The 13,038-nt window shown below is 29.2% G+C and carries 15 protein-coding genes; 8 read left to right on the forward strand and 7 right to left on the reverse strand.

Translation table 11 applies throughout. The features are described from left to right. Positions 1 to 72 precede the first annotated feature (72 nt). Complete coding sequence (locus B3792_RS03165) at positions 73 to 789, reverse strand: LytR/AlgR family response regulator transcription factor (RefSeq protein ID WP_115001388.1); 717 nt, start codon at positions 787 to 789, stop codon at positions 73 to 75. Then, positions 786 to 1,865, reverse strand: coding sequence for a sensor histidine kinase (locus B3792_RS03170; protein WP_291058948.1), 1,080 nt, complete (start codon positions 1,863 to 1,865; stop codon positions 786 to 788). Before B3792_RS03170 ends, B3792_RS03165 begins: the two co-directional genes overlap by 4 nt. 200 nt (positions 1,866 to 2,065) lie before the next feature. Between B3792_RS03170 and B3792_RS03175 the strand changes: the two genes are divergently transcribed. From B3792_RS03175 to typA, 3 genes are all read left to right on the forward strand, one after another. Then, positions 2,066 to 2,470, forward strand: coding sequence for a hypothetical protein (locus B3792_RS03175; protein WP_115001384.1), 405 nt, complete (start codon positions 2,066 to 2,068; stop codon positions 2,468 to 2,470). Positions 2,471 to 2,476: 6 nt separating this feature from the next. Beyond that, positions 2,477 to 3,448 (forward strand): DUF6268 family outer membrane beta-barrel protein, encoded by a 972-nt coding sequence (locus tag B3792_RS03180; protein WP_115001382.1) that lies wholly within the window; start codon positions 2,477 to 2,479, stop codon positions 3,446 to 3,448. 93 nt (positions 3,449 to 3,541) lie between these two features. Beyond that, positions 3,542 to 5,344 (forward strand): translational GTPase TypA, encoded by a 1,803-nt coding sequence (typA, locus tag B3792_RS03185; RefSeq protein WP_291058951.1) that lies wholly within the window; start codon positions 3,542 to 3,544, stop codon positions 5,342 to 5,344. Positions 5,345 to 5,400: 56 nt separating this feature from the next. Here typA and B3792_RS03190 read toward each other — a convergent pair whose 3' ends face one another. From B3792_RS03190 to B3792_RS03200, 3 genes are all read right to left on the reverse strand, one after another. Continuing rightward, positions 5,401 to 5,721: a hypothetical protein gene (locus B3792_RS03190; RefSeq protein ID WP_180904948.1), complete on the reverse strand. Its 321-nt coding sequence runs from the start codon at positions 5,719 to 5,721 to the stop codon at positions 5,401 to 5,403. Next, positions 5,721 to 8,015: a choice-of-anchor L domain-containing protein gene (locus B3792_RS03195; RefSeq protein WP_291068849.1), complete on the reverse strand. Its 2,295-nt coding sequence runs from the start codon at positions 8,013 to 8,015 to the stop codon at positions 5,721 to 5,723. Before B3792_RS03195 ends, B3792_RS03190 begins: the two co-directional genes overlap by 1 nt. A gap of 92 nt (positions 8,016 to 8,107) precedes the next feature. Beyond that, the gene (locus B3792_RS03200) at positions 8,108 to 8,506 is read right to left on the reverse strand and encodes a hypothetical protein (protein WP_038334509.1); all 399 of its coding nucleotides are present in this window, start codon (positions 8,504 to 8,506) and stop codon (positions 8,108 to 8,110) included. A gap of 41 nt (positions 8,507 to 8,547) precedes the next feature. On the opposite strand from B3792_RS03200, the gene B3792_RS03205 reads away from it, so the two are divergent. The 5 genes from B3792_RS03205 (at position 8,548) to B3792_RS03225 (ending at position 11,111) form a co-directional block, all read left to right on the forward strand. Further along, on the forward strand, positions 8,548 to 9,144 hold the full coding sequence (locus B3792_RS03205; protein WP_125348791.1) for an NUDIX hydrolase: 597 nt from the start codon (positions 8,548 to 8,550) through the stop codon (positions 9,142 to 9,144). An 11-nt stretch (positions 9,145 to 9,155) separates the two neighbouring features. Further along, on the forward strand, positions 9,156 to 9,722 hold the full coding sequence (locus tag B3792_RS03210) for a DUF4920 domain-containing protein (RefSeq protein ID WP_260391928.1): 567 nt from the start codon (positions 9,156 to 9,158) through the stop codon (positions 9,720 to 9,722). A 75-nt stretch (positions 9,723 to 9,797) separates the two neighbouring features. Beyond that, entirely contained in the window at positions 9,798 to 10,226 is a 429-nt protein-coding gene (locus tag B3792_RS03215; protein WP_286494648.1) for a hypothetical protein, read from the forward strand. Between the two features lie 52 nt (positions 10,227 to 10,278). Then, a complete protein-coding gene (locus B3792_RS03220; protein WP_115001366.1) occupies positions 10,279 to 10,620 on the forward strand; it encodes a hypothetical protein in 342 nt (113 codons plus the stop codon). 107 nt (positions 10,621 to 10,727) lie between these two features. After that, the gene (locus tag B3792_RS03225; protein WP_115001364.1) at positions 10,728 to 11,111 is read left to right on the forward strand and encodes a hypothetical protein; all 384 of its coding nucleotides are present in this window, start codon (positions 10,728 to 10,730) and stop codon (positions 11,109 to 11,111) included. 49 nt (positions 11,112 to 11,160) lie between these two features. Here B3792_RS03225 and B3792_RS03230 read toward each other — a convergent pair whose 3' ends face one another. Both B3792_RS03230 and B3792_RS03235 read right to left on the reverse strand, forming a co-directional pair. Further along, positions 11,161 to 11,763, reverse strand: coding sequence for a hypothetical protein (locus B3792_RS03230; RefSeq protein ID WP_180904946.1), 603 nt, complete (start codon positions 11,761 to 11,763; stop codon positions 11,161 to 11,163). A 4-nt stretch (positions 11,764 to 11,767) separates the two neighbouring features. Further along, the gene (locus B3792_RS03235; RefSeq protein WP_286494646.1) at positions 11,768 to 12,994 is read right to left on the reverse strand and encodes an exo-beta-N-acetylmuramidase NamZ family protein; all 1,227 of its coding nucleotides are present in this window, start codon (positions 12,992 to 12,994) and stop codon (positions 11,768 to 11,770) included. Positions 12,995 to 13,038: the final 44 nt, after the last annotated feature.

Consider the following 13,038-nt stretch of genomic DNA (forward strand, 5'->3'; position numbering starts at 1 on the left):
CGAGCCCCAGCCAGGTCACAAGAAGCCAAACAGCAATGTTTGGCTTTTTTATTTTATTCTTTTTTAGAAACTTTAATCTAATATTCCTATCGAATATTTTAGCATAAAATCTGAACGATACGTCTCCCCCATTGGTATTTCAAATTCTTTAATATAAATTGTATGATTATCAAAAGAATTAATATGTTGTGTATTTACGATATACGATTTACTAACACGTATAAAATGATCTGCATTTATTTTTTGATGAATTGTTTTTAAATTCATTGCTGTTATTAATTTCTTCGTTTTAGTATGAAGTACAACATAATCTTTTAAACCTTCAATAAATAAAATTTCAGCAAAGCTTATTTTATATTGCTTACGATCTGCTTTTATAAATAAATAATTATCGTCATTTTCTTCTATTGTATTTTCCTCCACTTTATTAAAAAGAAGATGATGATAAAACACAGCTTTCGTCACAGCCTTCGCTAAACGGTTTTTATCTATTGGTTTTAACAAGTAATCTATCGCATCTAACTCATAACCATCTATTGCATACTGAGAATAAGCCGTCGTAAAAATTATTAGGCTATTTTTAGGGATACTCTTTGCAAACTCTAATCCATTTACAAAAGGCATTTCAATATCAAGAAAGATAATAGCTGGCACTGTTGTTTCTAGAAATTTTGATGCTAACATTGCATTAGAAAATTTTCCAATAATTTCTAATTCGGAAACTTCTTTAATTAGCAATTCCATTTCTTCTCTTGCCAAAGGTTCATCATCAATTATAATACAATTCATATCGGAATTATTAGGTTTACACAATACTCTTCATTTGTCGCATTAATTTTTAAAGAATACGTTTTTTCATATAAAAGTTCTAACCTTCTGGTGATATTAGGAAGTCCTAAGCCTTTAAATTTATTATTTGGAATTATATAATTTGGATCTATTGAATTTTTACAAACAAAATGTAATTGATCATTACTTATCGCAATTTCAATTTTTATATAAGTTGACTCATCATTTAAATTTACACTATGCTTAATTGCATTTTCAACAAATGTGGTAAATAAATTGGGTGGAATATAAGTTGTATTTAATAAACTATTATTAGCTTCACTTTCTATACTTACATTTAAACTCTCTTGACGAATTTTTTCTAATTCTAAAAAATTGGTAAGGAATTTTATTTCTGACGAAACAGGTGTTTTTTCTTCATTATTCTCATATAGCTGATAACGTAAAAAATCTGAAAGCTTCATGATAACTACAGTTGCTATTTCTGGATCTTTTCTAATTAATGCTTTCACATTATTCAACATATTAAATAAGAAGTGAGGATTAATTTGATTTTTCAATTCATTTATCTCCATTGAAAATGTCAAATTTTTTAATTCAGATATTTGCCTACTATCTTCAATCCATTTCTGAAAAAGCTTTAATGTTGTAGTCATCATAATAATTGGCACAACAACTATAAGCCCTTCATAACCTCTTCTTATATTTTCACCAAATTGTCTAGGACTTGCTATTCTATACTTTCCAAAAAACACATCTAATGATTGACCAATAATATTTATACCCACATAAACTAAAATTGTTAATAGTAATAGATATAAAATATAGTAACCTTTAAAAAAAAACTTTGGAACCAATATATAAATATTGATGTATGTTTTTAATACAAATACGACAAACAGTAAAAGAATAACATAATATCTATAGATACCATAATAATTAGATACAAATGCAGAACTGTATATCACTAATAAAAATCCAGCAATAAAAAGCAAATGACGAGAAAATCTAAACTTTTTATCTACTAGAAAATTTATAATTTTTTGATTTTTTGATTGAGGTAACAATGAATTCATTTTTATAAAAAATCTTATCTATAACAAAGGTAATTGATAAATCTATTCCATTATTAAAGTTTATACAAACCATTGTTTTTATTATACTTCTTCTTTTTTTTTCTGGTTGGTATAAAAAAATCTAGTGTTGGTATAAAAAACTATTAAAACCATTTTTTTATACTTTTCTTAGCCATTCATTTTACAAAATATAAATAAGTATGAGTGTGAAAAATTTTAATCATTGGGTAAATAAATTAAATCTTCTAGATTTTTCTGCAACAGAAAAAGAAGATAAAATTATTCAAATAACAGATCTTAATCGTTTTATTCAATGCTACGATCCGACATTAGAAATTGTAGATTGTATACATCATGATTTTTGTATTATTGAAAAAAATGAAATTATTAAAGAAGTGAAATTAATGGATATTTCTAATCTTAGAAATAACGAAACAATTTCTATAAATAGAAACAAAGAATCTTGGTTTGTTCTTGTAAATGACAAGTTAGATACAACTTTAAAGTCAATTTTAAAAACGATAGAAGAACACAATATCAGTAAGATTTATGACAAAGTATTTGTCTTCAATTTTTTTCAATCGAGTATTCACGAAATCAAATAAAAATTAATGTATTCAATAAAACAAAAAGCAATTACATGTTTATTGCTTTTACTTTCAACTTTATCATTCGCTCAAAAAAAGGATAGTGTTCAAAAAAGAGCTGTCGCTTTTGTTGCAGATAAATTCCCCTTTACTCGTGTACTTAATGTAGAATATACAAATCTTACACCTTATAAATTTTCTCAAAAGTTAGAGGATAGCAACTTTAATTTACCAGAAAGTAAAGTGAAAAACTTTCAACAAATAAAGGCAAATGCTAATTTGTATTTTTTCAAAAAAGAAAAATGGACAATATCTACAGCACTTAATTATAAGTACACTACAGCAAATATAGATAACCTTAGTTCTACTATGAACGAAACGAAACAAAACTTTCATTATCATTCAGAAGCCGTAACTGCAAGTCATATTTCTAAATTATGGAAAAAAACAGCTATTTATTCTGCTACTGCATCAGTTGATGGAAACGAAAATAGTTTTGAAAGATTCCGTGGTTTACTAACAGGTAGTATAATGATTACAGCAAACGAAAGAACTAAATTACTTTTAGGTTTAGCTGTAATTATAGACCCAAGTTCGCAAGTACCTACATTTCCAATTATTTCTTATGAGCATAAATTTAAAAATGGTTGGATAGCCGATATCATACTCCCAAAAAGAGTAATGATGAAAAAAAATGTATTTAATAATGGTCGATTTTCTCTTGGTAGTGAAATGGATGTTACATCATTCTATTTTGACCAATCGAATAAAACATTTGAATTTAGACAAACAGAAATTAATAGTGGTGTAATGTATGAACATAGAATTGGTGATTTTATTGGTACTGTAAAAACAGGGCTACGTAGCATTCCTACTGGAAGAATATTTGAAAAAAATGAATCATTTAATGACTATATATACGAGTATAAACCAAAGTCATCTTTCTATTTCAACTTTGGCATATCATACAACCCTTTTGGTAATAAAAAAAGATAAATAACATGCGTTTGTTGCGATTTCATTAAATTAAATAAAATCTATAGTAATTAAAAATAATTTATCGTAAATTCGCACCCATAAATTTCAAGGATGCAAAACATTAGAAATATTGCGATTATCGCACACGTTGACCACGGTAAAACTACTTTGGTTGATAAAATTCTTCACTCAACAAACGTTTTCAGAGAAAACCAAGATTCAGGTGAATTAATCATGGATAACAATGATATCGAACGCGAAAGAGGGATTACGATCTTCTCTAAAAATGCTTCGGTAGAGTATAAAGGTGTAAAAATCAATGTTATCGACACTCCTGGCCACGCCGATTTTGGTGGTGAAGTTGAGCGTGTGTTGAAAATGGCTGATGGTGTTATCTTATTAGTAGATGCTTTTGAAGGACCAATGCCTCAAACTCGTTTCGTATTAGGAAAAGCATTAGAATTAGGTTTAAAACCTTTAGTAGTAATTAACAAAGTTGATAAAGAAAACTGTCGTCCTGATGAAGTTTACGATAAAGTATTCGAATTATTCTTCAACTTAGATGCAACAGAAGAGCAATTGGAGTTTCCAGCATTCTATGGTTCATCTAAACAAGGATGGTTCAATACAGAAAATGTACGTGTAGACGATATTTCTCCATTAATGGATGGTATTCTTGAACATGTTCCTGCTCCAGAAGCTTACGAAGGTTCTTTACAAATGCAAATTACATCTTTAGATTATTCTAAATTCTTAGGACGTATTGCAGTTGGTAAAGTAAGCCGTGGTGTTATTAAAGAAGGGGATTGGGTTGCTTTAACAAAACCTGATGGAACGTTCAAAAAACATAAAATCAAAGAATTATATACATTTGCTGGTTTAGGTAAAGTAAAAGCTACTGAGGTAAAAGCGGGTGATATTTGTGCTGTTGTTGGTATCGATGGTTTCCAAATTGGAGATACAATTGCAGATCCAGAAAATCCAGAAGCATTACCAGTTATGCATATCGACGAGCCTACAATGAATATGTCTTTCGGAATTAACAACTCTCCATTCTTTGGTAAAGATGGTAAATTTGTTACTTCTCGTCACTTAGTAGAGCGTTTAGAAGATGAGTTAGAGCGTAACTTAGCTTTACGTGTAGAGCCAACAGAAGATTCTAATACACAATTAGTTTACGGACGTGGTATCATGCACTTATCTGTATTAATCGAAACGATGCGTCGCGAAGGTTATGAGTTAACAGTTGGGCAGCCACAAGTAATCTTAAAAGATATTGATGGTGTAAAATGTGAACCATATGAAACATTAGTAATTGATGTTCCAGATGATTATTCTTCTAAAGCAATCGACTTAGTAACTCAACGTAAGGGTGATTTATTAGTTATGGAGGCGAAAGAAGGAATGCAACACTTAGAATTCGAAATTCCATCTCGTGGATTAATCGGATTACGTTCTCAAATGTTAACTTCTACTGCTGGTGAAGCTGTAATGGCACACACTTTCTTAGAATATAAACCATTCAAAGGAGCAATCGCTGGTCGTTCTGCAGGTGTAATTATTTCAAAAGATCAAGGTACATCAACTCCTTATTCTATTGATAAATTACAAGATCGTGGAAAATTCTTTATCGAGCCAGGTGAAGAAGTTTACGAAGGAATGATTATCGGAGAGCATTCTCGTAACAATGATTTAGTAGTAAATGTTGTTGAAGCTAAAAAATTGAACAATATCCGTGCAGCTGGTAAAGATGATTCATCTTCTATCGCTCCAAAAACAGAAATGACTTTGGAAGAATGTATGGAATATATCCAAGCTGATGAATGTATCGAGGTAACTCCAAATTTCATCCGTTTACGTAAAATTCACTTAAAAGAAGTAGATCGTAAACGCTTCGAAAAATCAATGAGCTAATCATTTGAAATTATATATCACAATAAAACCAGAAGTTAATCTTCTGGTTTTTTGTTTTAAATAGATTCGATTTTATTTTTAAGCGCTTCAATTGCGAAATTTAATTCATCTTTAGAAGCGTTATATTCTACTATTTCACCTTTAATTTTGAATCTTGAAACATTAAAACCTTCTTCAATATCATTGTACCAAATCAAATAATTTTCGTATACAGCAACTACCCAAAAATTATCCTCAATAACATCATCACATTTCCATATTTCAGGAGAAATTTTAATTTGATTCCAAAATAATAAAGTTTTGTCCTCCATATTTTGTTCAGAAAAATAAATTTCGAGCATCAAATCCTTTTTAGGAAAATTTATCCAATTATTCATTAATAAGTACTTTTTAATAAAATCCAATCTTCAAATTTTTGAGTTTGAGTTGAATTTGGTTCAGTCCATTCGATAATATACCAATAACTATCGGAAGGTAGCGCTTTTCCATTCAGTTTTCCATCCCATGTATAATTGTTTGCTTCCGAACCAGTAAATAATAATTTTCCTTTTCGATTATAAATGATAAATTTCGGATTGATTTTACTTTTTAATTGCGAATAATCCAACACATCATTTTTACCATCACCATTTGGAGAAATAAAATTGATTAGTTTAATCAGCGAAAATTCTTTCGAAATAGGCGAACAATTAGCTGCAGATTTCACAGAAATTGTATGAGTTCCTAAAGTTACGTTTGTGAAGATATTGGAAGATTGAAAAGTGCCGTTATCCAATGAATACAGATATGGAAGCGTAGATCCAGTGACTTTTATGGTCACCGTAGAACCTTGAATTTCGATAGATTGAATAGTTGGATCTTCGGCTTCAATAACTTTTACTTCTTGTGTATAAAAACAACCATTCAATCCTAATTTCACATAATAAGTTCCAACAGGAACATTTGTAATTGATTGATTTTTGTCGCCATTATGTAACCATTCGTAAGTTTTAAATCCTGGACCTGCGTCTAAAGTCGTTGTTGTTCCTTTGCAAATTGTAAGATCTTTTAAGGTTGATGATTTTCCAGATTGTTTGAAAATAAAATGCAATGGAGCAACGTTTTCGCATAATCCATTTTGTTTAAATCTTACCCAAAATGTTTGATCTGAATTTATAATTTGTGTTGTGTTGATATTATTTTTTTTATTTTTAGCATCAATTTCATTTAAGTAATATGTCGGTGAGCCTTCAAGATTTGTAACCAAGTCATCAACATAATCGGATAAAACAATTTCTTCATCATTGCTTAAATTCTCATCACAAATTTCTATTGGAGGAATTACGTTTGCAACACTTAAATGATTTAATGTAAAAGTAATTTCTTTAATAACAGGCTTACAAGTTCCGATTTGGACACGAATCCAAACTTCTTTAGATGTCTGAATTTCATTTAATTCGAAATTCGTTATTTCAGCAGGAATATTATCTTTAGCATCTTGTTCCGTTTCAAAATATTTCACTTGATGAGCAGAATAATAATCTTCTACAATTCGATCAGTATATTCGTCTAAATTTATTTGTGTTTTTCCATCTAAATCATCATCACAAATAGAAAAACGATCTTGATATATTTGAGGTTCTTCTTGTACAGAAACATTAATGTGACCTTTCAAAGAACAACCAGTATTCAATGTGATTTCTACTTCGTAATAACCTGTTTCATCTACCACTAATGTTGCATTTGTTTCACCACTAATTTCCACACCATCTTTGTACCATTTATAGGTTGTAGCATTTGTCGTTGTCGCATCTATTGTTTCAGATGTTCCAGGACATAATACAACATCAGAACCTAAACTTTTTGAACCTATAAAACTTCCAGCTTTCAAGAAAACAGCAGAATCATAACGACCTTTTGAATCTCCATGATCAGCAATTACCAATTTGATATGATATTTTGTACCAGCTTCTATTTGCGCATTTGTTTTCAAAACTTTTGTTTGTCCATTGAAATTCGTTGGATTATTTGCAGAATTAAAACCTCCAAAATATGATATATTTCGAGGGCAATCTCTTGCGCCATTTATAGTTAATGAAGTAACAGGAATAGTTGTATTTGGAATTAATGCAATGTTTTGATAAGGTTCAGAATTATCTGCTTTTTTGATTAAGAAGGCAAAAGCATCAGAATAATCACAATTATCAATTCGATATTCTTCTGAAAGAAACATGTACTCGAAACTAATTTGATCTGTTGTAAGGTTTGATACAAAATCAAATTCGAGAGATGTAGCATTTAAAATTTTGTCATGAGGTAAATTAGATTGTATCAAAATATCAATTAAGTCTTGATCTCCTCCCCAATTAATTCCATAAAAACTTTGTAAAGTAGCATTTGGACCTTCAGCAGCTTTTGCTTTTCCAGTAGATAAAATAATTCCTTCGGAAAGATCAAAATTACTAGTTCCTTTTGTAAAATAACCATAGCTTATTTCATCATAAGATCTATTGTATCCAGAAATATTAATATTAGAAATAGTAATACAACCTGTGTTTGTTCCAATAAATTTATCAATTAATTCTTCTTTCGATAAAGATGTATCTACCAGAATATATTGACCAAATAAAAAACTATTTAGTGTAAAAGTAAAAAAGAGTAGGAGAATTATTTTTGAATAAAAGTGTTTCATAAAAAATAATTTAGATAAAAAAACTGCTAAATAACTTTAAAATATAAAGTTTATTTAACAGTTTTAGGAATTTTATTTATCGAAAAATAGTCTTAGCCTATTTTTCCTAAATTTTCTGCAATAGTTTCAATGAAAGATGTTAATGGTTTTTTTGCCATCATTTCGATCATCATATTGAAATTTCCATCAAAATCTAACGTAACATCAGACGAATTCTCATCAACAGCATCAATAGAAATTGTCAAAGTATATTCAAAAGCAGGTGCAGGAGATTCGAAAACAATTTTCGATGGCTCAACTGTCTCTTTCAAACGCATTCCAACCTTTGGTAAAGCACCAACACCAACCGTAAATCCTTTTCCAGATTCGTGAATTTCAAACGATTTTGTATCCTCTGGCATCAATTGCTCATAATTCTTCATATCCAACAAAAAAGTGTATGCTTCTTGTTGATTTTTTGCAAAACGGACTTTATTTGTATTTACCTTCATATCCTTGTGAGTTTTTTATAAATTTGTAACAAATCGTTCAAATGTACAAAGTTTTTTTTAATGAAAGTTTGTTAACTTTCAGCAACCAATCTAATCCAGAAGCAAAAAATATTTTGTTTCAAAATGAAGCTCAATTTGATGAATCTTTTCATTTATTATCATCAAAAGCAGCAACTTTAGTCAATATTTTTAGTGAAGATATTGATGATGTTTGGACGAAATTCTTAAAATATTACAAACATATACAAGCTGCGGGCGGAATTGTTCGTAATCCGCAAGACGATTATTTGTTCATTTTTAGACTTGGAAAATGGGATTTGCCAAAAGGTAAAATGGAGAAAGGAGAATCGAGAGAACAATCTGCAATTCGTGAAATTGAAGAAGAGTGTAGTTTGACAAATTTGGAGTTGAAACGATTTTTAATACCAACTTTTCATATTTATTTTTTGAGAGAATATATTATCAAAGAAACATTTTGGTTCGAAGTTTTTTATGACGGTGTTGAATTGCCTTTGCCACAAACTGAAGAAGGAATTGAGTCGGTTGAATGGAAAAAAGAGAATGAAATTCCTGAGTTATTAGAAAATTCTTATCCAAATATTAAATTATTGATGGATAATTATTTAAATTTGAACTAAATAAAATTAATATGAAAAAATATATATTAACTTTTTGTGCCTTAACATCTTTTGCTTTGACAACTAATGCTCAAACGAAAAAAGAAACCAAGGTTAAAACTGAAAAAGCTTCTAAATCTCAATCAAAAATTTTAGATAACGGAACCGCAAAAATAGACGATTTATACGCGTATCAAGTGTATGGAGAATCGTTTGATATCAAAAATACATTGACGAAAAATGAACTTGGAAAGTTATACGATAAAATGAAAAGTGGTGATTCTTTGGAAAATGTTCAGTTTGTTTCGACGATAGAATCTGTTTGCAAAAAGAAAGGTTGTTGGATGAAAGTTGATCTTGGAAAAGGCGAAGAACAGTCGTTTGTGCGTTTCAAAGATTATGGATTTTTTATGCCTTTAGATGGTGAAAAAGCAAATGTTGTCGTGCACGGAAAAGCTTTTGTAAGTGAAATTTCTGTTGAGAAATTGCGCCATTATGCAGAAGACGCAGGAAAATCGAAAGAAGAAATTGCGAAAATTACAAAACCTCAGTTGCAATATAATTTTGAAGCTGATGGAGTTTATTTGAAAGAAAACTAAGATTTTTAACTCAATAATTAATCAAAACCTTTCTATTTTTTGAAAGGTTTTTTTATGAAATCAATTCTATAGAATATGACAAACTTATTTCAAGCCAATCCAAATCAGTATTTTTCTTTGATAGGAAAATCGGTAAATGACGAATTATTTCAATCATTTCAAACTGAATTTGAATCTGACATTTCAGAGCAAAATATTTCTCAAGGAAAAATTGTATTGTACAAAGAAAAAGGTATTTCGATGAAAATTGTTGATGAAATGATTGTTTCGATTAAATTTTATCTTTCTCCAAATCCAATTTGTAAGGTTTATGAAGGTCAAAATATTTTTGATTTGAATAGAAATGTTGATGAAACTCAGATTCGTAAAAATAATGATTATCAAAGAATTATTAATAATGATCCAAATCGTTTGGCAAATGATTATAGTCGTCTAAACTGTTTATTTTCTTTTGATTCGATGACTGGAGAATTCTTAACTATTGAAATATTAAACGAATTATAAAATGTTTTTTGCTGAAAAATTTCATATATTTATCTTAAATAATAGACCTTAAATGAAAAAATATTTAAGCTTGTTCTTAATGTTATTAACGTTTGCAGTTTTTGCACAATTGAGAGCGAATAATACGGAGTCTTATTACTCGATGAAAGGAACTTTTAATTCGGATAAAAAAGAGATTATAAAGAAAACAATCGAGAAAGAATTTGGTGAAGGAATTTTGGAAGAATCTGGTTATATCTGGACTGGACGAGGAAGTTTTGAAATTATTTTGAATGATAATTCACTTAAAATGGAGATTCAAAAAAGTACAGATAATCAAGAAATTGTAGATAAAATTAAAAATCTTGGAGATAAAATTCTTGCGACAAAAAATATAAATAAATTTAATACTTAAAAACGAGCTACAATTATTTTGTAGCTCGTTTTGTGTTAACGCTTCGTTAACCGTTCATTAACCAATGCAAATTAATCTTTTTCAGAATTTTATAAAAAAATAAAAATATGAAAAAGACATTATTTATCGCAATAACTTTAATAGCTTTTGCTTGTAACGGACAAACAGCTAAATCACAATCAGTTAGCAAAAATTCAAGTTCAACAACTCATTCTAATGTTTCAGTTAGTGTGAGTGATAGCAACGAAGTATATTCATACTCAGCAATTTTTGATAAACCAAAGTCGGCAAATGCAATCAAAGAAATCGGAAAAGTATTTGGAAAACCAGTGACTGAAGGAAAAAATTACGTTTGGAGAGAAGGAGATTCCTTAGAAATAAAAGCAAGAGAAGGAAAAATTACAATTGAATTTGAAAAAGGTTCAACAAAATTATATGAAAAAGTAAAAGAATTAGGCGAATCTATTTCTGCTGTTGTAGGAGAAAAATAATCATTCTAAAACATATAAAACGGAAGTCAAATTTGGCTTCCGTTTTTAATTATTTTAATTCCCTATACTTAAAATCTTTTCCAAAAAAGTAATTCCATATTAAACTAATAAGAATGAAATTTGCTATTCCACGAATTGTTATAAATATCCCGAAATTACCAAAACGTTTGTATTTAATATGTGATAATTCTTCTTGATGATTAACTATATATTCGTACAAATAATAATCAAAAACTAACATTAAAAGGCTAAAAAGAACTAAAATGACATAATGAAAGAGCATAATGTCTTTAATTTTTTTTAGATTTTTATAGAATAATACAGCTCCAATAAAAGAAAAAAATACGCTTGAATGAAAAACAATTTCAGTTTTAGTATGAAGTTTTGGAACTTCATTATTCTCCTCAATGTCTTCAACTAAATTTGGTTCGAAAGAATTTTTCTTTTTTTCTTTTTCATGATAAATAATTTTAGATGAAATTAAATTTTTAATTCGAGTTGTTTCAATTTCAGAAAACTGAACATTTCGTTCATTTTTTAAAATTTCGAAAGCTATTTTTATTGCTTCAGGAACAAATCTAGAATCATCTTTGATATAAGAATTTAATTCATTTGTAGACAGCTTCTGAAGAACGCTTCTTTTAACTTGCATTAATTTAATCCTTATAAATCAAATATTTTGTTCTTATTTTCTTGAAAGCTTCCAAATCTTTTTGCCAAGTTGCTTTTATTTCTTCTTCTGATAAACCTGCTTCTATTTGTTTGCGCAATTCATCAGTTCCAGAAAGTTGATCAATCCACAACTTTTTACCATTCATCGTCCAAAAAGGTTGTTTCGTATTGTTTTTATACGCATTAATAAGCCATTTTAAATTGATGGCAGATTGATACGGAACATTCGATAAATCTTCACCGTAACAAACTTCATCTTTGAATTTTGGACTTGTTGCACCAGGTTTTGAAGTTGGCGTATATTGATAAGGCATATTTTTTAGGAATGGTGAACCATAAACTTGAAACTGAATATCTGTTCCACGACCTTCGTTGACGTTTGTTCCTTCAAACAAACATGTACTTGGATACAAATTGATCGCATGAGCATTTGGTAAATTTGGTGATGGTTTTACTGGTAAATTATACTTGGATTGATGGGTATAATTGATAAGTGGAATAATTTCCAAATCTGCTTTTACACCATTTGCTAGCCAACCTTCACCGTTTATCATTTGTGCATATTCGCCAATCGTCATTCCATAAACAATCGGAACATTGTGCATACCAACAAACGATTTATATTCATTTTTCATCACTGGTCCGTCTACATAATGTCCGTTCGGATTTGGTCTGTCCAATACAATTACTTTTTTACCATTCTCAGCTGCAGCCTCCATTACATAATGCAAAGTGGAAATATAAGTATAGAAACGAGCACCAACATCTTGCATGTCAAAAATCAAAACATCAACATCCGAAATTTGATTTGCTTTTGGTTTTTTATTGTCGCCATAAAGCGAAACAATCGGCAAGCCTGTTTTAGAATCAACACCAGATTTTACTTTCGCTCCAGCATCAGCATCACCACGAAAACCATGTTCAGGAGAATATAATTTTATAACATTTATGTTGTTTTTTAACAACAAATCAACTGTATGCATCGTTGTTCCATTAATTGTAGCAATTCCTGTTTGATTTGAAATTAAACCAACTTTTTTACCTTTTAGTTTCGAAAGATATTGCGTTGTATTTTCTGCTCCAACAAGAATAGTTGAATGATTATCTATCGTTTTTGATGTATTATTTTGAGCTAAAATTGGAGTAGAAAAGCCGAAAAAAATAACTGAACTAAGTAAACCAATTGATGTATATTTGACAAAGTTTTTCATTTCGTTTTGAATCATTTGAATTTAGACGAATTTAAAGCCTAAAG

It is taken from the genome of Empedobacter sp. UBA5924, from assembly GCF_002431085.1.
In the GTDB taxonomy this organism is placed as follows: domain Bacteria; phylum Bacteroidota; class Bacteroidia; order Flavobacteriales; family Weeksellaceae; genus Empedobacter; species Empedobacter falsenii_B.